Source organism: Comamonas odontotermitis, from assembly GCF_020080045.1.
In the GTDB taxonomy this organism is placed as follows: Bacteria; Pseudomonadota; Gammaproteobacteria; order Burkholderiales; family Burkholderiaceae_C; genus Comamonas; species Comamonas odontotermitis.
Map to the genome: position 1 here is coordinate 2380468 of NZ_CP083451.1, position 26635 is coordinate 2407102.

Annotated in this window: 34 protein-coding genes; 9 read left to right on the plus strand and 25 right to left on the minus strand. The window is 56.1% G+C overall.

The window, feature by feature from the left end; all coding sequences use genetic code 11:
• Positions 1-89: 89 nt before the first annotated feature.
• The gene (locus tag LAD35_RS10965; protein WP_224149108.1) at positions 90-1358 is read right to left on the minus strand and encodes a phospholipase D family protein; all 1269 of its coding nucleotides are present in this window, start codon (positions 1356-1358) and stop codon (positions 90-92) included.
• A gap of 1162 nt (positions 1359-2520) precedes the next feature.
• Complete coding sequence (locus LAD35_RS10970; RefSeq protein WP_224149109.1) at positions 2521-3195, minus strand: SOS response-associated peptidase family protein; 675 nt, start codon at positions 3193-3195, stop codon at positions 2521-2523.
• Positions 3196-3293: 98 nt separating this feature from the next.
• Here LAD35_RS10970 and LAD35_RS10975 point away from each other — a divergent pair, with 98 nt between their 5' ends.
• Genes LAD35_RS10975 through LAD35_RS10990 form a run of 4 tightly spaced genes read left to right on the plus strand, consistent with a single transcriptional unit; the run spans position 3294 to position 5349 of the window.
• Positions 3294-3674: a LexA family protein gene (locus tag LAD35_RS10975; protein WP_224149110.1), complete on the plus strand. Its 381-nt coding sequence runs from the start codon at positions 3294-3296 to the stop codon at positions 3672-3674.
• 2 nt (positions 3675-3676) lie between these two features.
• Entirely contained in the window at positions 3677-4969 is a 1293-nt protein-coding gene (locus LAD35_RS10980) for a Y-family DNA polymerase (RefSeq protein WP_224149111.1), read from the plus strand.
• Between the two features lies 1 nt (position 4970).
• Positions 4971-5138 carry a hypothetical protein gene (locus LAD35_RS10985; protein WP_224149112.1) on the plus strand — a complete coding sequence of 56 codons (168 nt, stop codon included), beginning with the start codon at positions 4971-4973 and terminating at the stop codon, positions 5136-5138.
• Positions 5125-5349, plus strand: a complete 225-nt coding sequence (locus LAD35_RS10990; RefSeq protein WP_224149113.1) for a hypothetical protein — start codon at positions 5125-5127, stop codon at positions 5347-5349. Before LAD35_RS10985 ends, LAD35_RS10990 begins: the two co-directional genes overlap by 14 nt.
• Positions 5350-5355: 6 nt before the next feature.
• Here the strand turns inward: LAD35_RS10990 and LAD35_RS10995 are convergent, their stop codons facing one another.
• The 3 genes from LAD35_RS10995 to LAD35_RS11005 form a co-directional block, all read right to left on the minus strand.
• Positions 5356-7320 (minus strand): S8 family serine peptidase, encoded by a 1965-nt coding sequence (locus tag LAD35_RS10995; protein WP_224149114.1) that lies wholly within the window; start codon positions 7318-7320, stop codon positions 5356-5358.
• Between the two features lie 164 nt (positions 7321-7484).
• Positions 7485-7655: a hypothetical protein gene (locus tag LAD35_RS11000; RefSeq protein WP_224149115.1), complete on the minus strand. Its 171-nt coding sequence runs from the start codon at positions 7653-7655 to the stop codon at positions 7485-7487.
• A complete protein-coding gene (locus LAD35_RS11005; RefSeq protein WP_224149116.1) occupies positions 7652-7942 on the minus strand; it encodes a hypothetical protein in 291 nt (96 codons plus the stop codon). Before LAD35_RS11005 ends, LAD35_RS11000 begins: the two co-directional genes overlap by 4 nt.
• Here LAD35_RS11005 and LAD35_RS11010 point away from each other — a divergent pair.
• Positions 7941-8285, plus strand: coding sequence for a hypothetical protein (locus tag LAD35_RS11010; protein WP_224149117.1), 345 nt, complete (start codon positions 7941-7943; stop codon positions 8283-8285). The two genes, LAD35_RS11005 and LAD35_RS11010, sit on opposite strands and share 2 nt — an antisense overlap.
• On the opposite strand, the gene LAD35_RS11015 is transcribed toward LAD35_RS11010, so the two are convergent.
• The 18 genes from LAD35_RS11015 to LAD35_RS11100 form a co-directional block, all read right to left on the minus strand.
• On the minus strand, positions 8263-8607 hold the full coding sequence (locus LAD35_RS11015; RefSeq protein WP_224149118.1) for a hypothetical protein: 345 nt from the start codon (positions 8605-8607) through the stop codon (positions 8263-8265). The genes LAD35_RS11010 and LAD35_RS11015 overlap by 23 nt on opposite strands.
• Entirely contained in the window at positions 8604-9233 is a 630-nt protein-coding gene (locus LAD35_RS11020) for a glycoside hydrolase family 108 protein (RefSeq protein WP_224149119.1), read from the minus strand. The genes LAD35_RS11015 and LAD35_RS11020 overlap by 4 nt, the downstream gene beginning before the upstream one ends.
• The gene (locus tag LAD35_RS11025; protein ID WP_224149120.1) at positions 9230-9469 is read right to left on the minus strand and encodes a hypothetical protein; all 240 of its coding nucleotides are present in this window, start codon (positions 9467-9469) and stop codon (positions 9230-9232) included. The genes LAD35_RS11020 and LAD35_RS11025 overlap by 4 nt, the downstream gene beginning before the upstream one ends.
• Positions 9470-9520: 51 nt before the next feature.
• A complete protein-coding gene (locus LAD35_RS11030) occupies positions 9521-9835 on the minus strand; it encodes a hypothetical protein (RefSeq protein ID WP_224149121.1) in 315 nt (104 codons plus the stop codon).
• Positions 9832-10131: a hypothetical protein gene (locus LAD35_RS11035; protein WP_224149122.1), complete on the minus strand. Its 300-nt coding sequence runs from the start codon at positions 10129-10131 to the stop codon at positions 9832-9834. Before LAD35_RS11035 ends, LAD35_RS11030 begins: the two co-directional genes overlap by 4 nt.
• Entirely contained in the window at positions 10131-10670 is a 540-nt protein-coding gene (locus LAD35_RS11040) for a hypothetical protein (RefSeq protein ID WP_224149123.1), read from the minus strand. Before LAD35_RS11040 ends, LAD35_RS11035 begins: the two co-directional genes overlap by 1 nt.
• A gap of 3 nt (positions 10671-10673) precedes the next feature.
• Positions 10674-11300: a hypothetical protein gene (locus LAD35_RS11045; protein ID WP_224149124.1), complete on the minus strand. Its 627-nt coding sequence runs from the start codon at positions 11298-11300 to the stop codon at positions 10674-10676.
• Positions 11301-11462: 162 nt separating this feature from the next.
• Positions 11463-11993 (minus strand): hypothetical protein, encoded by a 531-nt coding sequence (locus LAD35_RS11050; protein WP_224149125.1) that lies wholly within the window; start codon positions 11991-11993, stop codon positions 11463-11465.
• 3 nt (positions 11994-11996) lie between these two features.
• The gene (locus LAD35_RS11055) at positions 11997-12584 is read right to left on the minus strand and encodes a capsid cement protein (RefSeq protein ID WP_224149126.1); all 588 of its coding nucleotides are present in this window, start codon (positions 12582-12584) and stop codon (positions 11997-11999) included.
• Complete coding sequence (locus LAD35_RS11060) at positions 12581-13027, minus strand: hypothetical protein (protein ID WP_224149127.1); 447 nt, start codon at positions 13025-13027, stop codon at positions 12581-12583. Before LAD35_RS11060 ends, LAD35_RS11055 begins: the two co-directional genes overlap by 4 nt.
• A gap of 60 nt (positions 13028-13087) precedes the next feature.
• Positions 13088-14899 carry a coiled-coil domain-containing protein gene (locus tag LAD35_RS11065; protein WP_224149128.1) on the minus strand — a complete coding sequence of 604 codons (1812 nt, stop codon included), beginning with the start codon at positions 14897-14899 and terminating at the stop codon, positions 13088-13090.
• A gap of 2 nt (positions 14900-14901) precedes the next feature.
• Entirely contained in the window at positions 14902-15342 is a 441-nt protein-coding gene (locus tag LAD35_RS11070; RefSeq protein ID WP_224149129.1) for a hypothetical protein, read from the minus strand.
• Positions 15339-17696: a hypothetical protein gene (locus LAD35_RS11075; RefSeq protein WP_224149130.1), complete on the minus strand. Its 2358-nt coding sequence runs from the start codon at positions 17694-17696 to the stop codon at positions 15339-15341. The genes LAD35_RS11070 and LAD35_RS11075 overlap by 4 nt, the downstream gene beginning before the upstream one ends.
• Positions 17693-18859, minus strand: coding sequence for a hypothetical protein (locus LAD35_RS11080; protein WP_224149131.1), 1167 nt, complete (start codon positions 18857-18859; stop codon positions 17693-17695). Before LAD35_RS11080 ends, LAD35_RS11075 begins: the two co-directional genes overlap by 4 nt.
• Positions 18853-19539: a hypothetical protein gene (locus LAD35_RS11085; RefSeq protein ID WP_224149132.1), complete on the minus strand. Its 687-nt coding sequence runs from the start codon at positions 19537-19539 to the stop codon at positions 18853-18855. Before LAD35_RS11085 ends, LAD35_RS11080 begins: the two co-directional genes overlap by 7 nt.
• Positions 19540-20613 carry a hypothetical protein gene (locus LAD35_RS11090; RefSeq protein WP_224149133.1) on the minus strand — a complete coding sequence of 358 codons (1074 nt, stop codon included), beginning with the start codon at positions 20611-20613 and terminating at the stop codon, positions 19540-19542.
• A 10-nt stretch (positions 20614-20623) separates the two neighbouring features.
• Entirely contained in the window at positions 20624-21427 is an 804-nt protein-coding gene (locus tag LAD35_RS11095) for a hypothetical protein (RefSeq protein ID WP_224149134.1), read from the minus strand.
• A gap of 83 nt (positions 21428-21510) precedes the next feature.
• Complete coding sequence (locus tag LAD35_RS11100; RefSeq protein ID WP_224149135.1) at positions 21511-22074, minus strand: hypothetical protein; 564 nt, start codon at positions 22072-22074, stop codon at positions 21511-21513.
• A gap of 154 nt (positions 22075-22228) precedes the next feature.
• Here LAD35_RS11100 and LAD35_RS11105 point away from each other — a divergent pair, with 154 nt between their 5' ends.
• The 4 genes from LAD35_RS11105 to LAD35_RS11120 all read left to right on the plus strand — a co-directional run bounded on the left by LAD35_RS11105 (position 22229) and on the right by LAD35_RS11120 (position 24159).
• Positions 22229-22531 carry an AbrB/MazE/SpoVT family DNA-binding domain-containing protein gene (locus LAD35_RS11105; protein WP_224149136.1) on the plus strand — a complete coding sequence of 101 codons (303 nt, stop codon included), beginning with the start codon at positions 22229-22231 and terminating at the stop codon, positions 22529-22531.
• Positions 22525-22860 carry a type II toxin-antitoxin system PemK/MazF family toxin gene (locus LAD35_RS11110; protein ID WP_224149137.1) on the plus strand — a complete coding sequence of 112 codons (336 nt, stop codon included), beginning with the start codon at positions 22525-22527 and terminating at the stop codon, positions 22858-22860. The genes LAD35_RS11105 and LAD35_RS11110 overlap by 7 nt, the downstream gene beginning before the upstream one ends.
• A 12-nt stretch (positions 22861-22872) precedes the next feature.
• Positions 22873-23709, plus strand: a complete 837-nt coding sequence (locus LAD35_RS11115; protein ID WP_224149138.1) for a hypothetical protein — start codon at positions 22873-22875, stop codon at positions 23707-23709.
• Positions 23710-23874: 165 nt separating this feature from the next.
• The gene (locus tag LAD35_RS11120; RefSeq protein ID WP_224149139.1) at positions 23875-24159 is read left to right on the plus strand and encodes a hypothetical protein; all 285 of its coding nucleotides are present in this window, start codon (positions 23875-23877) and stop codon (positions 24157-24159) included.
• An 828-nt stretch (positions 24160-24987) separates the two neighbouring features.
• Here the strand turns inward: LAD35_RS11120 and LAD35_RS11125 are convergent.
• Positions 24988-25479 (minus strand): hypothetical protein, encoded by a 492-nt coding sequence (locus tag LAD35_RS11125; protein ID WP_224149140.1) that lies wholly within the window; start codon positions 25477-25479, stop codon positions 24988-24990.
• Between the two features lie 7 nt (positions 25480-25486).
• Entirely contained in the window at positions 25487-26512 is a 1026-nt protein-coding gene (locus tag LAD35_RS11130) for a hypothetical protein (RefSeq protein WP_224149141.1), read from the minus strand.
• Between the last annotated feature and the right edge of the window lie 123 nt (positions 26513-26635).

Sequence of the window (26635 nt, forward strand, 5' to 3'; positions counted from 1 at the left end):
GAACTCGACAGGCAGCAACCGCTGCAAAGAAGAATTAGCCGACAAGGCGGCCTGCAGCCGTTCTCCATAGCGATCGAAGAGCTGCGAACTCAAGAGATCTGTCGAACTTTAGATCCGAAGAATCGCAGAATTTTAGTGGTGCGACCATTGATAACAGGGAGCGCTTCCTTGTTGCGCCATCCAATGAGTTCCTGGACATTAGATTGTCCGAACTCGACGAGTTTGTAGTCCTCGTTGTAGATCATATTTGCCATACGCTCGATCACATCGCCCTCTCCAAATACCAGGTAGGCAAGGGATTTGCGGACTCGTTCAGAGTTGTTCGCCGCCAGAAATGCCTTCTTCCATGTTGGCATGCCGCCATCGAAGAATCTGAGCCGATCATGAAAGGAGTGGCACGTGCATAGGGCGTCAAAAAGTTCGTCGTCGCTCGCCTCAATCACAGCATCGCGAGACCCAAACACACGCATTAACCTAGGGTAATTCTCGCTGACAATCTTGCCCTCAAAATGGGGGGACTTGCGCGCCGCCCAATGTTTCACCAAATCGGCAATAAAGGCTATCTGCTCGGATTCGGTCCTGAACGGTCCTGCTGCCCACGATTCGCCGGTCGCTTGAGTGTCGCGCACGAAGCTAATAAACGAGTCGATTTCGAGCCTCAACGGAATGTCTTGCTCGCTTGCTTTCCGGTATCCCGTTGCCTCATAGGCGCGGCGCACAATTGAAAATGCGCTAACAGCCTCCTGGTAGGTCCTCCGGTAGTTCGCTAGGAACAGGGATTGCTTGCTACGTATCTTCTCGCCGCGCTGGATGTTAGCGGGTGCAGTGTCCCCAAGCTGCCGAGCTATCTCATGCGAGAGCTTTTCCGCAGCATTCTCGTGCACTTCGAATTTTTTGTAAGCGACTTCATAGGTTTGTAGCATCGCCTCCGTAGGAACGTCTGCGCCATCCCAGTAGTTTTGGAAAATACTGGCGAGCTCGGTGAAACGCTCATCGTCGCCCGAAATTCCGACCATCACCTCTTGATTCGAGGTGATCGCCGAATGCGTGAGGTTGGCGGATCCCACTAGCGCGACCTCATCGCCAAAGATATAAAGTTTGGGGTGGAAACTCGTAGAGGTGTAGACCCGCAGATCCACCTTTCGGCGCACCGCCTCTATCGCCGATGGACTCGTAGGAAACCCGAGCCTAACAACCAATCGAACCTTACAACCCTTATCGACTAGGCGATTTACGACCGCGGCTTCAGTGAAAAACGCTACGGCGACAAAGACCTCGCTATCCTTGACAGCTCTCCGCTCGAGCTCATTGATAACGAAGTCGCGGCGCTGAGTCCTGTTAGCAAATACATTTAACATAGCCTCCTACCCCATAATCGAATAGTTCTATACGACGCGCCAGCGCCAAAATGCACCACAAATATCGTCAGCATGGGGCCTCAAGTATGGCGACCGATGCTGACTCAGCTGCCCTCTTATTGCAAGTTTCCATAGTACAAGAAGAGAGAGGTGAGGATGGCTGTTGGCGGTCAATCGCAGATGAGATCAGCGGGCATAGTCATTGACCGCACTATGCGCCGACGCCGTACGTCGGTTTGTGGAGACATGCAGCCATCTTTATACCTTCCCATTGAGGCAAGTGCTCCTAGATTTACGGTTTGGGACGTGCATGGCGCATCAGTACTGCACCAACATGTAGTAAGGGGCGCGATGCCGCTCACAGCGGAAGCTGGGCAGCGGAAGCTGGGCAGCGGATGCCGAAGGACTGCAACCGCTGTATAGCGGCCACAAAGGGCGGATTGCCTATGAGCCGTTTACCCACTTTCATGAAGCCCAGCAGCGTGACCATACAATTTGAGATTGCCGACCACACGCGCCGGAAACAATGATCACGAGTAGCTATATTTCGCAAACGGCTGGTAGCTCAAATGTGCAATAGCACGAGCACGCCATGGAGATGATCAACTGGGACTTGGGGCAATCCCCCTCCCTGCTCCACACGGTAGGGGGGTCGGATTTCTCCCTTGAAGCGATAGCAAATGTCTTTATGCATTCGGCCAGCGATCTCTCCATCAACCTCGCCCTGCATCCACACCTACCTATGCACTGAAGCGAAGTCGCTTGTGCACTAGACCGACGTTGATCACCATACAAAGCAAGCTGATGAACGACAGCACTGGCTATGCCGCTCTCATGTGCAAGCGATCTCCTGAGCACAAGATCAAAATAGAGCGTATTGAAACAAGTTGCCTACAAATTGCCTACAGGTTCACCAAAAACAAAAACCATGCTACAAATAATGCAGCATGGTTTCATTGTATCTCTTGGTGGGTCCTGCGAGATTCGAACTCGCGACCAACGGATTAAAAGGCCACTGAGATATCTAAATAATTCAACGCCTTAGCTTTAAATTAGTTCCGCAAATATTGCGCCAAAAGCACACGTAACCTCATGATTCTCAATGCACCTGAACTGCTTTGCGGAACAGATTTGCCGTGTGTTATGACATGGATTATTGTTCCTAGCCTCTTGGCCGTCCTTGAACAACTTCCAGGCTGGGCAGCTTGATCAGTGCCAGCGCATCCTCAATGGATCCGTTCAGCCACCGATCCCAGGCCTCTTCCTCGATAGGCACCACCGCCCGCTTGTCCTGCTTTGCCAGCGGCAGCGGCTCCTTGGTCTTGGGGTCAAGCTCGGGCTTGTGCATTCGGTTGAGCAGCGGGTGGGCATTGCAGTTCTGGGTCAACATGGTGAAGTTGGGCCAGACCTCCCCCGTCTCCTTGTCCACCCATTCCGAATACAGGCCACCCAGCATCCACGGCTTTTCGTCCTTTCGGGTGAACGTCCACCACACATTTTTTCCGCTCTCCCAGTTCGGCTCGTCATAGCTCAGTGCGGGTATCAGGCAGCGCTGACCCTTGGCCCAGGCGAACCTGAACGTCCACCTTTTCTCTATCCCCTCGATGCGCGCATTGTTGGTGCTCAGGCGCCGCCCCTCCCTCGTCATAGGTATGTGGGTCTTGGAGTCAGGCGGGATCATGCCCCATTGCCCGACCACCCAGCCATCAGGCGTGTAGTACGGCGCGTCATTCAGCGGCCCGACGACGGGCTTGAAAGGCCGGTGCTTTCTGATCTTCTTCCCAGGTGGCAGTTCCGTGAACAGTTCCATCTGAGCGGGCTGGTAGACATTGCACATGCACACTCCTAGGGTTGTTTTGCGGATTGCAATATACTGTATGCATGCACAGTGTTTTACAACCCATATCGCTGGAGATGAGCCCCATGGTACTCCCCATGGCTGGTTCCACTGTGCGCGCCGGCTTCCCGAGCCCTGCGGAGGATTGGAGCCAAGAGCGGCTGGATTTGACCAAACTGCTGGTACCGCACCCAGCATGCACCTTCCTGGTCAAGTCTGGAGGCCTGTCCATGAAGGACGCAGGGATCGATGACGGCGACCTGCTGGTGGTGGATCGCTACATGAAGGCGCAACACCGGTCCATTGTCGTGGCAGTGGTGGATGACGATTTCACGGTCAAATACCTGTACCGTCGCAACGGGCGCGTCCGGCTGCAGGCAGCCAACCCCACCTTCCCCGACATCATCCCTCACGACGGCCAGACGATTGAGGTCTGGGGCGTCGTCACCGCCTGTATCAAACGCTTCGTCAAGGTGTAGCCATGTTCGCCCTGGTGGACGGCAATAACTTCTATGTCTCCTGCGAGCGTGCATTCCGCCCTGCGCTGGTCGGGCGGCCCGTGGTCGTGCTCAGCAACAACGACGGCTGCGCAATCGCCCGGAGCAATGAAGCCAAGGATCTGGGGATCAAGATGGGAGCGCCCTATTTCCAGATCAAGCACCTGGAATACACGTCGGACTTGGTAGCCCTCTCTGCAAACTTTGCCCTCTATGGCGACATGAGTGAGCGCATGATGAGCCTGGCCGCAGGCCTGGGGCCAGAGCAAGAGATATACAGCATAGACGAGAGTTTCATTGGCCTGCAGGGCGTGCGCGATGTGACGCGGCGTGCCTGGGCGATCCGTGAGCGCATTGCTCGGGGCGTGGGCATCCCGTGCGGCATTGGCATCGGCCCGACCAAGACCCTGGCCAAGCTGGCAAACCACATTGCAAAGGACGCCGAGCGTAAGCCCGGCAGCTACCCGGCGCACCTCGCGCGCGTCTGCAACCTGTCCGAAATGCCACCAGCCGAGTTGGCCGCCCTGCTGCAGGCCACCCATGTGGGCGACATCTGGGGCATCGGCCGGCGCATCTCCAAGCAGCTCAATGAAGCGGGCATTGCCAACGTCTGGCAGCTGACCCAGGCTGATCTGGGCACGATCCGCCGTCGCTGGTCGGTGGTGCTGGAGCGCACGGTGCGCGAGCTGCGCGGGGAAAGCTGCATCGCCTTGGAGGATGAACCACCTCCAAAGCAGATGATCGCCTGCACTCGGTCCTTTGGCCGCCCAGTGGAAGACCTGGCGCCACTGATCGAGGCCGTCAGCGAATACGCCAGCCGGGCCAGCGAGAAGCTGCGGCGCCAAGGCGGCGTAGCCGGGCAGGTTCAGGTGTTTGCCCACACCAGCCCGTTCCGGCCGGGCCCCCGCTACAGCCGCGCCATCCTGGTGCCGCTGCTGCGGCCCACCGCCGACACTGCGCTGATTGTGCGCAGCGCCATCAAGGGGATCACCCGGATCTACGAGCCCGGATACCAACTCATCAAAGCCGGGGTCATCCTGCTGGACATCAGCGACCGGGCAATCGTGCAGGAAGAACTGGATTTAGGCGACGACGGAAAGGACCGCAGTGCGCTCTATGGCGCGCTGGACAAGCTCAACCAGCGGTACGGCAAGGGCACGGTGCACGTTGCCTCGACCGGCATTGACAGCGACAGCGCCCGATGGGGCATGAAGCAGGAGCGGCGGACGCCGCGCTACACCACCAATATTGATGACATCCCAATAGCGAGGTGCTGAAATGACAAACCAGCAGTTTTTTATTTGGAATCGCCGTTCTGATATTGTCAGGCAGCTATCAAAACAGAAGCAATCATTACAACCCAACCAGCGCATCGCACCAAAACCGATGACGCCGGCAGAAATCCAGTGCTTGTATAAGAGGCTTGGCCCCGATGTCCCTTACTGAACGTCAAAAGAACGTAGTCGCCCTCTGGCGGACATGGCGCAAGAACATGCGCGATCTCAACGATGGGTGGTTCCCGTACTACGACACGGGCAAACAGATCCATCTGTTCTATGAGTACCTGGGAAAGTCCCACCCTTCTCTTTTGGACATGCCAAAAGAAAACCCATACCTTGTGATCAAGGCATGGGTAGAAAGAAACTTGGACCTCTAAGTATTTCTAGTAAACGCCATAGACCTCGATTTCCGAATAAGCGAGCCACGAAGCAGTATTTGTGCCGCTAATACGTATGTAACGGGCATCTCCGCTCATTGGAATATAGATTGGCGCAAAGTCAAATTGCGTGGGCTCCGTAAAATTAGTCATTACAAATGAATTTCCCGTTGAATTACTAGCTGAACCGCTCACAGTAAAATGAACTGCATTATTGTATGACGGCGCATTGGTTCTTAACGTAATTCGAATCCCGCGAACTTTACGAATTACGCCCATATCCAATATCACATCATGAGAATAGGCGCCAGGATTATAGAAGAATGAGGCATCATAAAATTTCTCATCTTTCAGAGAATTAATATCAACATTACCAAGACTACCCGATAGCGAAGAAATGGGAAATCTAGCAATTGGAGAACTCACAGGAGAGTAAACCGCCTTACGGAGTACATCTCCTGCGCCATTTGAAGTTCCTGGAATCGCATAGCGATTGTTCAGAATTTGCTGTTCACGTTCTATAGGTCGAGTTTGATTATTTCCATAACGCGAAGCCAAGGCTGCAACAATAGGTGCTGCGAATGATGTTCCTGACGATGTCTGGAATGTATTGTTATAAAGATTCCAACCGTAGATTAAATACCCAGGTGCCCAAGCCTCTATGCATCGCCCTATATTTGATCCAAGATCAGAATTTGCGGCACCAGGAAAGCTAGTTGGCGAATTATCCTCCGGCATTATTTGATCATTCATATCAAGTGCACCAACAACGATGATCGCATCATTCAGCCGCGCATTTCCTTGATAGTTATATGACATCAAGCATGCATCTGTTGAATAATTACCCGCAGATTGAGTAATCAAAAACCTATTACTAGCCTTCTTGGCAACAATACCCTTATCTGCATAGTCGTTCCAAGTATTATTTGCCTGCAATCTGGAGGTATTCTTATCATTCGAAGAGATGTTGATAACTGAAAATTCGCCAAGAACCTCTGCCAATCCAGCAGCTTTATTAAGATTTTCTTTCAAAGACTCAGCGAGCCAATTTTGAGCTGGATCAATTGCAAAGAATCGAATACCTTGACCAGGGTTAATACCTCTCCCATATAAATTATTCGACTTACCACCAATGACTTGAGTAACGTATCCCGAGTGAAATTTTGAACTGTAATTTTGCCTCGTAGCTGGAGATTCAGCCGTATACTCAGCATAGCTTACAATATTCACTTCGCTACTCATGTCAATATTGTTGGCAGTATCCAACACATATATGTTATGAGATGGAGTTATTGTTGGATTATCTGCATTCACTGACCTGACAAACCACGGAAGCATTTCGCTATTTGGCGCAGGCACTGCCGGAATATTTGCCCAAGCGCTGACAACATCATCTCCACCAACAACAACTTCTTTGATTGACAAAATGTAATCTTGATTCAGAATGAATTCCGCAGTATCAGCATCAGTCTCCATTTGAAATGAAGAGCTAAGCCAGGAATTGACATTCCTGACTTCAATGCCAAATTTATTCGAAAATTCTTTGATAAAAAGCTGCATCCCAGGCTGAATTAAATTATTTGCATCCTCCAATCTAATTGATTTTGCAATCGTTTTATAACCATCATCTATTGCTTTTTGGTTATATATTTTCATAAAAAATGGATCTATAGTGACCTCATATCGCTTTAAGTCAGCTTGATCCGAGGTTGTACTAAAATTTATTTTCTTTTGATCTGCCCTTGGGAAATTTAGTAAGCGATTTGTAGATTTTTGCGACAAAACCGTATCTAAAATGTAGTCCTTCGTAAAGCGTGACTGTGCATATGATCCAATTGAGAAAATAGTAGCCAACGCAAGGATTGATATCTTGATTTTTTCCATAGATAAATTTCCAGATAACTGACTGATGTTGATAAATCTCATGTCTTGCATCGCTCTAGCGATCATGAGAAAAATCAATCTAATCATAATTTTCTCAAATAACATTAGTGTTTTCACCAATGACCTGGGTAGGGCTTGTGCATACTGCATTCGCTTATGCGTATGCAGTCCGCCTATAAATTCATAGTGATATAAAAAATAAAAAACCCACACCTCCTGGAGAAGGCATGGGTTGAGGCGGATCTGGAGCTTTAAGCGGCCACGCGATTTGCCAGCAGGGTTGCAATCCAGCTGCGCACACTGAATGGACGACGCTTGCCAGCCAGATCGGCTTTGGCTTGGCTGTTGCTCAGCACCTTGAATGGCCGGCCGCTGCGGCGCTTCAGTTCTTCCATGTTCTGTTGGCCAGGGGTTGTGTTCATCGGTTGATCTCCCAAGGATTGCCAGCGGCCGGCTGGCTCGGGTTGATAGGCGCAGTGCACACCGCCAGCGCGGCGCGCAGCTTGTCTTCGTAGGCTTCGCGGCGGTCGATCTCAGCCAGCGCAGCGCGCAGCAGCACGAATGGCAGCGCGCCAGGCTCCAGCGTCTCTGTGGGCATTACCGGGCGGGCGGGTTCAGGTTCGCGGCATTCGACCGGCACAGGCACCTTGACCTGCACGTATTCAGTTGTCTTGCAACCAGAAAGCAGCAATGCCAAAATCAACACCATGAGCACAAGCAGCGAACATCCAACTCCAGAGGAAGTCATCCGCGCGCGCGCAGCGCTCTTCCGGCTGGAAGGCGAGCTTTTCCTGCTGAAAGGTGAACTGTGGCGGCTGGATGGTGAGCAGAGACTTTCAGCTGGCAGAGCTGAACTGCAAAAGTACATTGCCGTAGCAGAAGCGGCAGGAATCACAGACGAACATCCATTGGTCAAAGCCTTGATGAAGCATTGGCCAGAGCCACCAAAGATTCCAGAATTGCCGGAATTACTGCAGCACTTACCAGAGCCACCAGAGCTCTCAGAATTACCCAAGCTGAACATTCCCTTCATCTCGCAGCCCTCCCCTTGAGCCACTCATCGCCCAGATGCTGCATGCTGCTGCAAGCATTCAGCGGGTCGCGCGGCTGCAAACTCAGGGTGTAATCGGCCCGGCGCTCCAGGGGTTTCGCCTTCGCTGCAGCGTCGGCACGGAGCTTCTTGGCATCGGCGGCCCGACGGTTGGCCAACTCGCGCAGGTCTTCTGTGGCATCGCTGCAAGCGTTCAAATCGGTGCGAACGCTGTTCAAGCTGGTGGTGGCCCGCGTGAAGTCGTCACGCTTGCCCAGGTAGGCCCAGCCCAAAAGCCCGTTCAGGGCCAGGCTGACAAGCAGGACAATGTGCACGGGGTTCATGGCGCGGCCTTTTCCGCCACAGACTCGCCGCAGCGCGCCAGCGGCACATTGCCCAGCCGGTTATCCACCCAACCCACGGTGAAACTCGGCATACCCAGTTGCATGTAGTGGGCGCCCTGCTGCACGTCCAGCAGCTTCAAGGTCAGCTCACAGGCCTTGACGCGGCCCCGTTTGCGCTCCAGCGCCCGGTAAGCGGCAATGGTCTGGGCGCCGATCTGGCCGTCCACTGCCACCTTGACGTAGTCTTTTCCGCCCCGGTTGAGCAGGTTCAATGCTTCCTGGTACCAGCGCGCGGCACGAACAGGGCCTGCATTCACACCGGCATCCACCAGCTTGTGACCCACTGCAGGAGACAGGGCGATCACGCGATCGAACCCGGGTTTGCGGATGTAGTCCTGCGTGTAGATGTCAGCAGCAACTGCCTTGGGCAAATCCTGCATCGCCCCTTGGTAGCCATGAGCGCGGGCTACCTGCTCGGTGATTCCGTGATTGGTGGCGCCGCCTGGGTCCTTTGGATCATTGACGAAACCGCCCTCAATTCCAAAGACAGCGACTACCGTTGCCGCCACGGCAGCCGCAACAGATGCCCAGGCCTTAAAGGACGAACGGCCAGCATCCCCGCTCATGGCTTGCCCCAGTCCGTTTCACCATCACGACTACGCCGCGGTGGCCGGGGCTTGATCCAGCCTGCGCGCTCAAATACCGGGCGCCAAACCTTCTTCCAGAACCACTCACAAATCAGTAGAGCTGAGTACAGGAATGCAGCCGCTGCGGCGGCCTTTTCCCACGAGGTGATTCCGAAAGCCACCCAAACGCTGATGAGCTTGGCGACTGGAATGCTGATGTTGCTGCGTTCGTCCATGCCCTGGATGATCCAAGGCTTGTCGCTGGCAGGCGAACCCTAGAGGGGTGCTTAGATCACGATCTGGGCAGCGGCGATGAACATCTCGTCGAGCTGCTGATCCGTCAGGCCCAATGCTTGCGCAGCTCTCGTCAGGAAAGGTGACTCATACCGGCGCCATGTGGAGGTGTGATTCCAGGCGAGATCCACCCACATGGCTTCTTCTTCGTCTGTAATGCTGGCGAAATACGCCTCCACTTGAGGGATGAGCTTCATCGACCCGAGAATTGCACGCCCTTGCGCCCGGCTGATTTCAGCTGGCACGCGGGCGCGGCGCTCTTCTTCGGCGATCTGCTCAGCCGTTTTCATCTGGGACCAGTCGATCATGCTGCAGCTCCTGGTAAAGCAATGCCCCCGTCTGGTGGGTCCATGATGGGCGCTGGAAAACACGCTTCCTGCGGTGCATCCCACGCAATAGGCAGCAACAGCGTCACCTGCAGCTGGCCGCCTGTGCGGGTCACGCTGCCAATGATGTGCTCACTGTCAACAGCATCCCCTGGCAAGATTGCACCTTCAGGAAGTTTGGAGAAGTCGAAGGCTTGTCCGTTCACAGTCAACCTGTCACCCTTCTTGGTGACTTTGAGAACGCCGTCGCGCACCTGTGGAGAAAGATCGATACGCATTAGAACCACCTCCCGATTGCAGTGACGCGGGTTGTGGCAGTGCCAGATTGGCTGGACAAAGCCAGAGGGAAGAAGTTGCACAAAGTGGTTGTACTGTCTCCGGGCGCCATCGGCGTAAGCTGGCTGCCAATACGAGTCTGCGGGATTACCTGGGGAGCAACCGCAAAAGTGGCCGGGAATGTCCAACCCTGGGTTGCAAAATAGAACCCGCTGGCCTGTGTGTTCAAGTTGAGGGATTCGGTAAACGAATGCTGGCAGATCATTGTGCCGTCAGCAAAGCGCACAAACTCGCCATTCGCATTGCTGCCCCGTTGGACGATTGCGCCTGTTGGCACGCCGCCTGACTGAGATACCGTGCCAAGAATAGGTGCTACAGCGGCGGATCCAAGGCCCAATGCTGTGCGCACATCGGCCACGGTACCAGCGGAAACCCCAGTTCCGCCCGCAGCTATGCCGAGAAAGTCGCCTGCGGCAAATTCACGAAGCTCGCCGGTCGTGCCCGAGGTCGGAGTTAGTTTGAGGGGTGTTTGTGCTGCCATATCTCACCCTTGGTAGAAAACAAAGAATTTCACAGGCCGTCCCAGAACCGTTGTGGATGCAGTGGCAGTGGTGGACAGTCGCAGGTGCGTGGTATTCGCAGAAATGTTGAACTGGGCGTCACTGAACCCGTTCCCATCCATCACAAGGAACCCGTCCGAGGTGGTCACGACTGCTCGCACCAGACAAATAACAGCCTGGCTCAGCCCATGCGCAACAATATTCCCGGTCGTACCTGTTGATGCAGGTGCTGTGCCAGTCAGAAGCAGGCACTTCAGGTTCGCAGGTGCCAATTCGCCAAGCTGGGCACCACCACTGAGGGTGCTTGCGCCCGTCACGCCGAGTGCGGAGACATCAGCTCCTGCGCTGAAAGTCTGTTTGCCACTCCAAGAGCGCGCCACGCCAGTGATGTAGCTCACCAGATTGGATAGGGTCAGCTTGAAGTTGGCCGCCGCGCGCCGGATGACCAGCAGATCAGCATCCTGGCCAGAGGCAGCAGTCAGACCATTGAAGTCCGCATCCAGCTTCCCCGAGATGTCCACGGGAGCGGAGGATTCTGGGTTCAAGCCGATGCGCCACACCCCAGCCGCGCCAGTGGATACCTCCCGGCTGGTGCCGTTGGCGAGGTACACAAGCGCAGGCCCAGACGCCCCGATGGTGATTCTTCGGACGCCTCCGCCCGCTAGAGTCACAGGGACACTGCGCTCAGGAGTATCCAGCGTCTCGCCCGCAGGCAATTGCCGGCGCACGCCAGCAATCGAAACAATGGGTCTGCGGACGGCGCTGGGCATGGCTTACAGGACCACGTAGCCCTGATCGTCGGTCACAAGCTCGGTAGCACTCTTCGCGACGCCCAGGTACTGGCTCACCTTGCTCACATTGGCCGTGTCGGTTTCATCCAGCGGGGTGTTGATGACCCCGCCCGCGGTGCCCAGGAAGTAGCGCGCACCGACCGTCAGCCCCGTGAGCCCTGCATTCGTTCCATCCAATGGATAGCCGGTGCCCACCGCACCATTGACCACGGAAGCGATCACATAGCCGTCGGCTTGCCGGCCATTGCTGTTATCCGCCAGCCGCATGCTGAAAACACCCGCGTTGTCCCAGAAGTTGATGAACTTGCCAGCGCCAATTGCTTCGGAGGCCGTGGCCTGGGTGGTATTGGCACCAATGCCGACTGGCATCATGCTCAAGTCCCATCGTCCATCAGGCCCAAGTGCGCCGAGCTTGCCGGCATCAGCCACACCCGCAGACGTAGCGATCCCGAAAATCTGTTTGGTCTTGCCCGCGACGCGCGCCAGGAAGCCTTGTGTGGGTTGGGTAGCCATGGGTCACTCCATTTCAATAGGGTCTTGGATGTTGAGCAGCAGCCGGGTCGGAGACAGCGCTACGCCGATAAGTACGTCGAAACCTGTAGCAGGCGAGGTTTGGGTGAGCTGGCCAGCAGCGCCGAGATACACGCGCACGCCGGGTGTCCAGCCCCAAGCGGCATCGTCAATGGATCCCAGGCGCTGCACCAGTACCTGCTGATTGGCTTCGGCAGCCGTGGTGGTCACACCCAGGAGCGTGAACACCTCGCCCGCTTCCGTAGCATCCGCCAGCCATACCCGGCCAGCAGCGCCCTCAAATACTGCGCGCAATGCACTCAGCTGCTCGCCCGCCGTGCGCTCGAGCACCTGGCCGCCAGCTGGCCCAGGGATACCCGGTGGGCCCTGCTCTCCGGCGGCCACCACAACCTGGGTGTCTTCAACAGGAAGCACCAGCAAATCGGTTTCTTCGTCCAGAGTGACCACCGAAGGCGCAGCATCCTCAATGAACACCGCCGCCTCGGGCACTGGCATGACCAGCACATCGGCTGGCTGCTGGTCCACGATCACATTGGCATCAGGAACCTGGATCACCACGTCTTCGGTGTTCATCGGGTGCCCTCCGGCTCCACGGACCAGGTGATTTCAGCCACGCGGGTTACGTCGTTATTGGGGTGGACGATCTCCAGCTGACCAATAGCCTGGCTCCAAGTCTCGGGAGGCTGGTCGCCGTAGGGAATACCGCTGGTGGTCGCGGCATCCAGCACGAATTTGATCCATCCATTGCCCTCTGAGAGGTCAATGCGGCCGTTCTCGGTCGTCAGCTCCAGCAGCACAGCAGACGCGAGCACCTCACTGCGCAACTGCATGCGTGCCTTGCAGTCGGTCAAGTCCACCGGCACCAGATCGGAATCGGGAACCGGCGCGCCATTGTCAGCGCGCACCAACTTGCCGCAATGTACTTTGGTGGGGTAAGGGGCGGTGCACCAGCGGAAGCCACGCCGGAACGTGGCGCCCTGGTAGATCGTGTAGCAAAAGCGAGCAGGCGCTGTCATGGCTGAAAGTGTCAGCCAGCAGCGCCCGCAGGTCGAACCCTATACGGGGGAGCGCCTCAATCAATCCACCTGATGGACGTAGGTATCGGACGATCCGGCGCTGATACCCGCCGATGCGCTCACCATGGACCAGGCCGAGCCCACCTGCTGCGAACCGGTCACCAGCATGACCTTGGCGGCATCCATGCGCGCATCGTTGGCGTGGATGATGGCGTCGTTGTTGGCCTTCTCCACCCGGTAGGTGATCTCGCGCACAGCGTTGTACTGTGCCACCTCGGCCTCCCAGCGCCGCGCGAACGAGGTGGCCTGTGCCTCTGCAGCATGGGCACCGGCGCGGTAGCCGTCCAGGATGACGGAAGACTGGCGCGCCGCAGCCTCAATGCGTGTCGACTCAGCAGCAAGTCGCGCTTTCCAGCCATCCCACTCCAACCCCTTCGCAGAGATCAAACCTTGGTAGCGGGCCACCTCGGCACGCGCGCGCTCGGCCTGGGCTCCCACCTTGGCGCTGTAGGCCTGCACCATGCGGCCATAGACTTCTGCCTTGGTGCCTTCTGCGCTGATCTGCACCTTGTAGAGTTCAGATTTGGCTTGCTCGGCGTTGATCGTCGCCACGAAGGCCTTGATCTGCTCGCCGCCCGCTTGAATGCGGGTGCGCTCCACCTCCACCAGCGTCTGGGCAGCCTGCACCTGAACCTTGTAGATCTCGACGGCTGCCATGCGCGCCTCGATCTCGGCCTTGTAGCGATCCACCAAGCTCTTGTTGATGTCGGCCTTGGCCTGCTCAGCCAGCAGCAGCGCCCGGAACACTTCAACCTTGGTCTGCTCCGCCTTGATGAGCGTTTCATAGGCAGAGGCAAAGGCCTGGTAGCCCACCAACAGCGCCTTGTACTGCTCGAGCGCGGCGTTGTGTACGGCAATGGCATTGTCGGCAGCGGCCTTGGTGGATTCGTACACCAGCATTTCCCACTTGTAATGCTGGTCCATCAGCTGGCCTTCCAGCTGCAGCGCGGCCTGGATGGAGTTTTGCAGGTTCTGCTGCTCCAGGTCGGCCTGCTTGATGGATACATCGCGCGACAAGCCGGAGAGCTTGTCCTGCAGTTCACGGCGGGCGTCAGCCAGCTGGCCAGCCATCACGCCAGACGGCAGCGGATAGCCCAGCGCCTCGGCAGCCCGCATCACATCCTGTTCCCGGGCCAGGGCGATTTGCGTCTCACGGTCGCGGCCACGGTCCCAGATCTGCTGCTCCACGATGGGTGACAGGCCCGTGCCGCCATGGATGCGGGCGTTCAGCGTGGCCTTGAGGCTGTCCAGCAGCTGCGAGGCGTAGCGTGCACCCGGGGTGTAGCGCATGGGCTCCGGCTGCAGGATGGCCAACTCCGGGATGTTGTCGAGCTTGGCCAGCCAGTCCTCGTGCAAGTCGATCCCGCCAAAAGTGTGCACCTGCAAATCGAGCATCTGCGGGCCGTCAGGCAGGACCACCACGGGCGCATCAGGCATAGCCACATCCCGCATCTCAGGGAGATTGGGGGCCTGGCCTATGGTGATGGTAGGCGCTACGCCGAAGTTAAGCGTGGGCGCTGGGGTGTTGAAGTCCGAGAACTGCACATCCTTCATGCTCCCGGTGAAGGGGCTGGGCATGCCGTCGGGCAGATCGAAGTCGATGCCCGGCACCTTGGGCAGTTCGGGGATCGGCGGCAGATTGGGCGCACCCAGCGTGCTCCATTGGATGGAAATCTGAGGCGGCTGGTAGATGCTGTCATTGAGCGCCTTCTGGAAGGTGCTCACCTCTGCAGCGGCTTTGTCAGCCAGAACCACAGAGCGGTCGTACTTGTCTTTGACGATTTCGGCGGGGCCGTTGACTCCGGTTGCCATGGTTAGACTCTCCGTGTTTTGGATTCAAGGGTGAGGATCTCGATGCGGTCGAGGCTGAATTTCTGGCCGGCCGGGTTGCTCAGGGCAAAGCCCAGGTAGTTCTCGCGGATGCCCTTACCCACGATGCACCGGGTCTGTTCGCTGCACCGCAGTGGAAACTCATAGGCCCAGGGCATGCCATTGGGCCCGAGCACACTGAACTGCGCGCAGCCCGCGCCCTTCATCGACAGGTAGACCATGCTCAGGCGCTTCTTGAGCGTCGATTCGCGCAAGGTGGCCGGCAGCCGGATATTGGCCACGATGGGCTGGCCGTTGTCGGTATCGCCGCCCAGCGTGTAGAGGCCACTGGCATCGCCCGCATGGGTGGGCGTGATGCTTTGGAAGGCGAAGCCGGTGTATTCCGACACAGCGCCACTCAGGGTGTTACAGACGATGGTATTCATACGGATATGAGATGTGCGCTGAATGACTGCAGGGCTCCTGCACTCTGGGGCACCAGAGCATCCAGGGGAGTGAGCACGCCTGCAGGAGAGATGGCTTGGGCATAGACCACCTGCCCAGCTTCATTGGTGACCAGCAGTGCACCCCCACCGCTGTTGGGATCGATGGCGGTTTTCACCCACTGGAGGCCTTCCACTTTGGCCACTGGGTAGATATCCTTCACTCGGTCAATTGCGCTGTCTTTGGTGATTTCGACATCGCCAATGCCGCTTGGAATAATCACGCCGGCTACTGCCGGAACGTGCGTGTTATCCGGTAGGCTCCACAGCGCCCCAATTTTTCCGCGCAAAAGTGAGTGATTGCGGTCAGCAGGAGTGAATGGGCTGAATGAAAAAACACCAACCAGCGTATCGTCCTTGCGCCGCGTGTAGGAGCTTTCAGTGGGTGTGAATTCGACTTCAAATATCTTCTTGTTTTTGAGCAGCACCACCAGTTTCGCAGTAGTACCAGCAGTAGAGACAGTCGTGAACTCACCGGCATTGTTCACCGTGTATTGGCTGGTGGTGATTTCAAGGCAGGCAATGATCCCGAGAATGGGGTTGATATGGACAATTTCTCTGCGCACATGCCTTCCGGAGATACCGGTATAGAGAACTTCCTTTTCTTCTACGCCTGATTCCGAATACCTGCCCCTTGCGTAGTTCTGCTGCATACGCACAACCAAATCAACATCATTGGTGACCAGCTCGCCCCATGGGGTTTCCAGCGTTGTTTTGGATCGAAGTGTCGCCGCACGCTTGGCGATGTATTTTTCGCCAAGCATCGTGAAATCAAACTGCAGGTCAGGCGCCGGATCAGCGTCGAAGTAGGCATTGAAGTCAATAAAGTTGTCCAGGCCTCCGCTGAAATCTGGCGTTATATCGTCCAGATCGATATAGCTGAGAGTGTCATTGGCGGTCCTCCCATTTACCTTCCAAAGTGGTGCACCAAATACAGAATGCACCAAGCCATGGTCGAAATCCTCATTTACCGAAGATTCAACCACTGCATTCTTTTCATCCTCAACTCTTGCAAAGAATGCAATCTTCTGGTCCTGCCAGCCACGGGCAAGATACACAGGCACACGGTAGTTCTTCTTCTTGCGCACGCGCTCGACCGTTTCAGCACGGCCACGCACATCTTTCCAACCAATATCGGTTTGGTGATATGTCCTGACATATTGACCAACACCCGGATCGAAGTATGCAATGTAGCTGGTCGATTTCAGGGGTGTCAGTCCAGAGTCAGCCCAGCCATGCTTGCTGAACTCGAAATGCGTCTGCTCCACCAGATCACCGAATTCATTGGGCGCTTTGGGGGGCTCTAACAGGGTCAACTCAGGCAGCGCGTGCCGAACCACAACAGCCGAATAATCGCCATTTGGAGAAAGTGTCACCTTCAACTCGTGGGTAACGAAATCCACCCAGCCTTCGCCCGTGTCCGTGGCGCCGACTACATTGCCAATGGCAGAAACTGACCAAGCAGGGAAGAACACAGCTGATCCATCGCGCAACCGGCTGAAGGTGGCAACACCATACAAATGGGATTGTGTAAGGTTGAAATCAGGGTTCGATGCCTGTACGGTTTGCTTGGAAGGCGGTACGGTATAGAACTCATCGGGCGTTTCCTCAAACACCTTGCGTTTTGCGAGATCAGCTTCATAAATCTGGGCCGTGAGTGCATCGGTCCGCACCACCTGCACATACTTGCCGGCAGGCGATACCACATTGGCCACATTGGAGGCGCCTCCGCTCTGGAGGCCATAGGCCACCCCCTTCTCTACAGAAGTTGCCCCACCGGCAACAATCAAGCTCGGCAGGTTCTCTTCTGAAAACCTTCGCGATAGATTGGGAGTTGCCCCGCCAGAAGCTGTGTCGTCCGTGAAATATGCATTCCTGGTGCTCGATGCCCATACCCCCGAGCCGCCATAGACGATGGGCGCCCGCCGAATAACCCAGGCTTCATTGCGATAGGCCAGCACATATTGGTACCGCGCGCCAAGATCAAAGGTGGCAAAGAAGCTGACCCCACCCATGGCAAGCCCCTGCTCAGCGACCCCCACAGGCCAGATGGTCATCACCGTGCTATTGCCAATGGTGACGATCTGGTAGCGAGAGCCGTCCTTCAGAACCCCTTGTTCGTTCGGGTTGCGCCAGAACGAGACGCGGCTGCGGCCACAAAAGCGAGCAAACTCCGTCTGGGCCATGGCCAGTTGCTCTACCGTGGCGCGCCCGCCCATGACACGAAGCGCCGGCGGCGCCATGCTGGTGGTGCGGCGCCCGTCAGGCGTCAGGGCATAGGGGTTCCACAGACTCATTGCGTCGCCGCCACATACTGAGGGATGCCGTCCACCTCGCGCCAGGTGGCGCATACCTCTTTGACAGTGGTGCGGTAGCGGTTGGCCGTCAGGCTGGAAGTCTGGCCGCCGTTGAAGCCTGCCACGATCTCGCCACCGGCAATACACACCATGCCCATCCCCGTGCCCGCGCCATCTCCGAACTTGAGGCGATCACCGCGCACCGAAACGCCTGAGCCCAGAACCACGGGGCCGCGCTTGGTGGGCTGGTGGGCCAGCTGGTCCCAGGTGGTGCCCGAGAGGAATATCAGGTCCTGGTCGGTTCCCACGTAGACGCCATCGTCCACTGGCTGGATGGCTGTGATCTTGCCCGCTAGCTGCTTGAAATCGCGCCAGTCCGAGAGGTGCGTCACTGACGGGCGGCTTGCCCAGAGTACATTGCCCTGCGCTACCAACACACGGCCGCGCCAGAAGGCCGTGATCGTTCCCACCGGGAATGGCTCTGCGCCCAGGGTGCGGCAGGGCAGCACCAGCGATGCATTGTTGCCACCGTATTCAAAGCTGCTCCCCGTGGTGGTGCCGGCCAGATAAGCGCCCTCCCCGTCCTTGCCGCTCAGGTAGACATTGATCGCATAGCCAAAAAGCACCGGCAGGCCACCCAGGCGCAAGCCGCCCTGCGCCACCGCCACAGGCGCCGAGCTGATGGCAGGGCCTTCCAGGCGATCCGTGATGCGCACATAGCTCAGGGAGTAGCGGTAGTCGCCGGGGTCAAGCTGTCCGAACGCGGTATCTGGCAGCCCCAGCGACTCAGGCACCGGTACGCTGCGCTCTACGCCTGTGCGCCCATCGGTCACCCCATGGATCAATCCATTGGTGTAAGTGGTGCGACCGTCTGGCAGATCGCAGTACCAGACGCGATCTGAGCCCAGCGCCGGATGGATGACATGCCGCGCGCCATCGGGCCAGATGGCCATGAGCACACTGCCGCAAGTCGCCAGCATGTAGCCCTGTGCCTGGTGCAGGTTCTTGTGGCAGGCCTCATCAGCCAGCGCGAAGCCTCCCCGGCGCGTGATCTCGCCCGTGAGGCCAATGTCTACGTTTTCGGCGGCGATCAGGTCTTTGCCCGTCAGCCGGTGCCCGGGCTGCAGGTTGTTGATGCCCGTGAAGTCTGCAAAGGTCAGCATTCCGTCCCCCGATGAACTGTTGGCGGGGTCAGCCGCAGCGCGATGGATGGCCGCACAAATGCGACTCTGTGCGCGCTGGGCACTCCAAGCCTTAATGGATAAGCGGATTGCGATATTGATTCAAGAGCATCCACCACAATGCTTGCCGTGCCCGCCCGCACCAGCCGCAGGCTCGGCACATGGACAGTGGCAACCGCCGAGGGCGTGCCCAGGCGCAGGGGCTTGGACGATGCAGCAAACCCAACCCGGACTGCGGCAGGCTGTCCCAGGGACAACGGCTGCGCACCTGCGGCAAAGGCCACGGGGGTTGCGGATGGCGTGCCAAGTCGCAGCGGAATAGCCCCCGAAGTCGTTGCAGAGACAGGCCCCGCCTCTGCTCGGGGTGTGCCCAAGGCAAGCGGAAACGTGCTCTTGGCGAGCACATCCGTATGGGATGGCGTCTGAATCTGCAGCGCACTGTGGTATTCGGTCTTGACGAGGCGAATGCTGGGGATCACCAGATCCACATCAAAGCCCACCTTGGCGCGCAGCGGCCCCAGCCGCAAAGGGTGGCTGCCCAGCCCTTCCAACTGGAACTCCGCCATGTGCTGGCCAGTCACCACCAGGCGAATGCTCGGCGTGCCCGAAGCCGATTCGCCGTTGGTGTTGATGGCTGCGCCGTTGATGAGCGGGTAAGACATTTATGCGCCCGCGTCGAAGAAGAAGCCGCGCCAGTAGAAGCGCCCATAGAACTTGCCCGTGGCCGGCGTGTCTACCCGGAATCGGATGCCGGAGACAATCCCGCCATAGCTTGCAACAGGAATGCGGTGCACCTGGTTGGCTTTGGTGACCGTATCCAGCGCAACATGGTCAACCAGCGAGTGCTCGGTGTCCTCACCCCGCAGGAGGATGGATACCACCGGAGCTGTCGTAGCTTCGTAGTAGGTGCAGATGAAGCCCACTTCCGACAGCACCAGGCTGGAAGTCTGGCTGGGCATGTTCAGGATGATGTTCAACGGGTCCGGAATAGGCACCCATTGCCCCACCTCAGCTCCAGCATCAGGCCCGATGGCTGGAAATGGCGAACCCGATGCGTCAAAACTCGCCAGCGGCGTGTGGATGTACTCTGAGCTGGAGTGGTAGTCGCCCAGGTCAAGCAGGTAGTTGAAGCCGGTCGCCGTTGGCGCCTTGACGATACTGCGGTCCGAGAGAAAGCCACCCTCTGCATAGGCTGGAATATCGTTACCCAGTTCCAGGTATGCAGTGCCCCCTACTGACTCCTGAGACATATTCATGTCCTGCTGGAATTCGCCCTGGTCTCCAGATACAGCACTTGCATGCAGGCTCTGGAGCAAATGCACGCCAGAAATCTGCACCACGTTGTAATTGTTGGCCACCCGGCCATTCACCACAAAGGAGCGCTGCCCGTCACGGTCTGCCCGATATGTGCCAGATTCATCCGTCTGCAGGAAATTCTTGAGCTGCCCTGCGGTGATGCGGGCCTGGAACTTTGATCCTGCCGGCCAATCCCGTGCAGACGTACCTTCCTTGCCGCGCTCCACCGTGAAATTGACGCCATCAGCGGTCAGGATGGAAACAATCTCATATTCACCAGGTATGGCGTCATTGGTGATGGTCGCACGCTGCAACAGGCGCCCGCTGGAAAAATCAGCGAAAGCAGCACTGTCCGCCACCTCGATCACGGTGGCATCGATCAGGATGGCCTGCGCCAAGGTTGTGTCAGCGTTGTTGCTGAAACCGTCCTTTTTGATCATGGCTGGCCCCTTATGCTGGGATCAGCGAGAAGATCTTGGCGTTGCCATCCGACCAGCGCAGCTTGAATCCGCCGCCATTGCCAGCGAAAGGCAGGCCCATGATGTCATCCTTGATGATCTGCAGTACAGGCGAAGTGGCGGCATCGGCACCCTGGCGGTACAGTGCAACAGAACCAGGTGATTTGCCTGCAGGGACTGTGCCGAAATCCACATCGGTGGCATCAAAGACACCGCCAGTGATGGATTTGCCAGTCAGCTCAACGGGCGTGCCGATGATCTCGCCCAGGTCGGCCAAGTTTTGGTAGGTGCCTTCATGGTCAAAGGTGGCCGGCAACATCGCAACCTTGAGGGTATCCGTGAGGAAGTTCACCCCAGCCTTCATCACCAGCTCGCCGCCAGAGGGAATGAAGGGGTCATTGAGCACTGCGATCTTGTCCGGACCATCATTCCAAGGGAAGTTGATCGCGCCGCCATTGGTCGCCATGGGCAAGCCGGTCACAGTGTCAAAGAAGAACAGTAGCGGCGAAGTCGAGGCGTTGCCAGTGTTCTTGTAAATCGCCACGGACTTGGCCGTATTCCCAGGCGGCAGCGGGTCGGTCGCCACATCGTCAGCGTCGAACACTCCGCCCGTCACATCCTTGTTGGCCAGCACCATGTCTGTGCCAATGCGTGTTCCCAGGTTGCTCAGGAACTCATGCGCAACGCTGTAGGTGTAGGTGGGAGGCAGGAGCGCGACACGAAGGTCGTCGTTGAGCAGGTTGATCTGGGCGGAGAGCAGTTTCTCCATCCCCTTTGGATAGCTGGTATTGGGCACTTGGCGCACTCCTGGTTGATGGTTTCCAAGGAGTGTTCCAGTGAAGAAGCTTGGTGGCGAACCCTAGAGGGGTGACGAAGCCATCAAGCAAATTTCCATAATGCTTCGTAGATTTGCTTCTTGATGAGGCTAGTGTCTATCGACCAGACCTCACTGGGCGTTGCACCATCAAAAGCCTTCAGGCCGTGCAGCGTCGCCAACTCGTGGTGAGCAGCCTCCAATGCCTTGATTAGCACCGACAAATCTCGCACAGGCATTTCTTGGGCCAAAAGGTCACCCATCGCACTTGCCACATGGCGGTTGGCGTTTTCTGCTTTCTGTGCTGTATCGGAATATTTCTCCCCGATGAACGAACGCGAACCAGGAGTTGGATGTGCAGCGCATGCAGATTGGACTCTGAGCGATGGGGGTTCGTAAATAGATGCAGAAAGTGCTTCATGAAATTCACGAACTTTCTCTGCTTCCTTCCTGAAAACCTCATCGCGCGCCTCTATGCAAGCTGATTGGCCAGCAGCAAACAGCTCAAGCGACCTAGCCTCTCGCTCTTTTCGCTGCTTGCGGTCATTGAACACATAGACAAACGCCGTCAATGACAGTGCCAGCGCGACAAAGCACAGCGCCCAAGTTACTCCATCCAAGAGATCCATCGTCAGCCTTCCACGCCGCCCACCGAGGCGGCTTTCGCTTCATGGTCGGCTATGGCAAGGGGGTGGGCAAGCCCTAGAGGGGGATTGGTCACGCCATAGGGGGTTGCACAAGCATCTCAAAAGTTATAACATAGTAATAACTTCAGGAGATCATATGGAACTAACTATTCGCGCATTTGGAAACAGCAAAGGCATCGTCTTGCCTAAGGCACTCCTGTCTCAGGCGGGCCTAACTGGCGCAACAGTTGCAAGTGCAGAGGTATTGGAGGGCGCTATTGTTATCAAGGCTCTCCCATCCGTTCGCAATGGATGGGCAGATGCTGCAGCCAAAGTTGCAGCAGCTAAAGATGATCACCTTGTCATGGGTGAGTTCTCGAATGCTGGAGACGAAAACTTGGCATGGGACGATTCGCCTGCCCCTCTGGCAAATGCACCCAAGGAGGCCGTGGAGTGGTAAGCAGCAGCCAACACGTCAAACGCGGCGAAATCTGGCTGGTCAACCTTGACCCAACCCAGGGAAAAGAAATCCAGAAGACCCGACCCTGTGTGGTGCTGACACCCAACGAAATGAACTTCGAAATGGGAATCGTGACTGTCGCACCAATGACGACTGGCAGCCACCCAGCGCCGTTCCGCGTTCCGGTCACCTTTCAGAGCACCAAAGGCTTGATCCTACTCGATCAAATGCGAGCAGTAGACAAGTCACGGCTGGTTGAGTGCAGAGGCGAGGTGAAGAGCCAAGTGGTTCAGTCTTGCCTCAAAGTTCTACAAGAAATGTATTCCTGAGCTGTCAGCCAAATGAACACAAGACTTGCTTCAAGCCTCTCGCACTACTTCACTGCGCGCTGGCACCGTGGCCCCAAGGTGCACATTGCACCGACAGCCCGTGACTTGCCTGTACCAGCACCGGAAGACGCGCGCGGTTTGTACTGGCGCGGTGATGTGCACCTGGTTGCCGCCCAGCCAATGGACTCATTTGCACAGGCGCTGGTGCATGAAGCTGTTGGCCACCACGGGCTCCGGCAACTGATGGGTAGCGAGTGGAAGCACTTCATGCGTCACATCAGCGATGGGATTCGTGCTGGTGAACCTGGGCTGCAGCACATCCGCAGGCATATCCGCCGCTCTTACACGGACGATGCTGGCCGCTACATGCTCACCTCAAGGCAGGAGGCCGACGAGGTTGCAGCCTATGTGGCAGAAGAAATGGTTTGCTATGCAACCGGGAGCATCAAACCGGACCGGCCACTGACTCAGGCGCTTCAAGCAGTCAAAGGTCGGGTTCTGCGCGAAGGACTCTGCCTCGACCGCAATGTCTCTCGATCCGAGCTTGAAGGTGCCCTCTTTCTCGCTGCCAAGCACTTGGAAGGCTGGCCCTGGCTGCCAGTGCGTCACCGCATTAGGAGGTTTTGGGGCACTTGCGCTAATATGCTAGGCATGGTTGACAAGTACAAGCCTCCTATGTCCATGGCCGAGTCCGAGCGTTTGCTGCGGAATGAGGCTCAGCGGATTAAAGACAAGGAAGAACGCGCTTTCCTATTCAATGGAATATTCGGAATTCTGTGCCTCATTGGACTAGTAGTGTGTGCAGTGCTTGTACTACTTGGCTTCGGAAAAATTTTCTTCGGCCACTAACCCCGCCCTCCCCCAAGACGAGCCCACTGATGTGGGCTTTTTGCTGGGTGCGGGTGGACGAGGACACGCCGAATGCGAAGGCTTGAAGCATTTCTGCATCGTTCAGCTTATCCCATAGGAACTTCGAGATACATTGCCGTATATATTTACTTCGAACAACACTCAATGAATGACTCTTCACCCAAAGACATCAAGCGCTCTATCAGAAATAAGTACAAACGCCGATTGCGTTGGCTCGCTCATGCTGTAGAACAATATGGATTTGCAGCAACCGAACGCATTGAAAATGGAGGCAATATTCGAGATAGAGAAGATATAGAAGCGATTCTCAAGGCCATTGAACCGTTAAAGAAATTTCTTCCCAAACAAGATGAGCGTGATGAGAAAGCCAACCGCAGCATCAGTGAAGCCCTTGGTATCGAATTTACGCCCCTCGACAAAGATGCATAACTCTGTGCGCAAATATTCGCCGCCTTGACCCATCTCAAAGCGCCCTCCCCGCTACCGCTCTACCATCACCTTGCCTCTGGGAGCGGAGGCGCTTTGCTGTAAGTGCTTTGCCACCCCGGAGGTGGCATTTTTTTACCCACCATGTAGCACCTCCACAGATGGATGGCTTGGCCGGATAGACACCTCAAGGCGTAAGTCTTTGTGTAATCAGGATTTAGGGGATTAAAGAGAGTACTGTGGGGCGAGGCGATCCATCTTGCTTCGCCGCAATAGACCGGAGGTCTATATGTTCTCCCTACTACTTTACAAGCGCCATCTTGAGTTCTGGCGCGATCTCCAAGAGATCTTCCTCAGGCCCCTAGAGGAAGTCACCCTTACACCCAAAGCAGCGCCTCCAGCCACTCCCGCCTATGACTCAGAACCAGCAGAGCCGAAGGTTCCGGAGCAAAGGTAGCTGAGGCGGCAAGCCAGAAGCACACTCCATGAGAAGCCCCCTAGATCATCTATCTACGCATATTCGCAATCTTCTTGCTGCTCATGGTGCTACAACCCTTGAACAGATTGCAGACATGTATCCTCACAAGCTACTGAGCATGCGCAGATTTGGATTCAAGGCACTGCGAAAGGTCGAGTGGCTTCTGCCAGACCAACCCTATTTCGCTCAAACATCTCCCAAAAGACCATTGCGGTGCATGTGCTCATATTGCAGGAATGCAAAGTAGCTTGCTACTACCATCCGCCTTCGGGCGGTTTTTTGTTGCCTTGGCCACCGCCAGGTAAAAGAAAACCCGCCGAAGCGGGTTTTTGACTCAGAGTTCAGCGAATGGTTCAGCCTCGCAAATCCTTTAGTGCAGTCTTTCTCCTAGTCTCAATATCTGCCTGTAATCGTATGCTTTCAAGGAAGTGCTGCACTTCCTTATACCAATACGGCATCAATACAAGATAGGATAAACAAACGCCAAGTAGAAATCCAAACGCTGCTGCATAGAGAACTGAAGTGGCAGGCAGATTCAAGACTGCTAGCAGCCAAGCAACAATGGTACAAGCCAATCCTATACCTGCCATCCAGAAAATCCGCCCCCGAATTACCTCGAGCCGATAACCCAACCGCTCCTGCTCTCGAGACGAGAGCGATGACACTGAAGTATGAAGGCCATCGACCATACGAAGAACCACGAACTCAATGGTCCAAGCAAAGGCGAATATTCCCGACAACCACTTGAGTGCACCAGGCTCAAGCAACTCAGGCAGCACGTACCATGCCAAGCCAAACAGAATTGGCGACATAGTCAGAATCACCAAGCGGAAAATCTTCAGCATCTTTCTTTCATGGATCTACCACGCCGTTTTCCAGCTGTGAAGTGAGCCACTGGCCCATGCTATCCCATAACTTCTGCTCATCAGGTAGCTTGTTAGCGTGCACCTCAACCTCCAGAGTCGAGGAAATCTTCAATTCTTGACCGCGCACCTTGCTACCGTCTTCAAGCTCTAGTTTCACCTGATCGGCCTCAATGTCTCGTAGGGCAACACCTAGCATGTCCATAAGTGCGACTGCATCTTGCCCCTTAGATCGCTTGTAAGAAGGATAGCGAATCTCTATCCATAGTTCGAGATTTCCATCAAACACGCCGTCCAATCCTAACTTCTCAAATGATTCTTCGTCATTGAAGTAGCTTTTAAGCATGTCCATCACTGGCCCAACCGGCCTAAATTTTGTCGCTGACTTCGCAGGCTTCTGGCCTCCTTTTTGGCTCTTGACGCCAAAACTCTGGTCTGCTTGCATCTCCACCTCAGCCATCATGGGCTGGCCAAATGCAATCTTCTTAACATGCGAACGTTTAATTTTTTCCTTTGTTGCCTTCTGAGCCTCATCCGACAATGCAAAAGAGGATGTAGCAGGCAATTGATTTGTCCGCTCTTTCAGGAGCCAACTCAAGTGCGCCTCTAGGCCAGCTGCGCGCAAAGACGCGCTCTGAACAAGCGCAACATGATTGCCATGTATAGCAAAATACACAACACCAGGAACAAACTGCTGCTGGACTCCGCCCTTCTTTGCGGGGGCCAACATGCTCAAGCGGAGACTCGCGGCAGACGGATCGTCTTCTATGACCGGCTGCGAGGCGCCTCGCTCAAAGGCTGTCAAGTATCCGCACAAACATCTATTGAGCGTTGCATGGTGTCCGATGCACCTCAATTCAGTACTTTGCGGGTTGAGAGGCTCCAATCTGTCAGCTGGCTTTGATTTTACTGACAAGGCAGCCGCCACCAATTGCTGCAATGTTTGTCCATTTTTCGGGCTAATTACGCATCTCCGGTAACTGATGGTGCGCAGAATGCTTGCTTTGGTGGCCAACGTTTGCTCCGACGTTTATGAGGAATCCGAAGACTGTCAGTGACAGTCCCTGCAACGCCATGTTACACAGTAGCCATGAGCAAAATTTGCTTACCCCACACTCATAGTCGATCTCTATTTAAG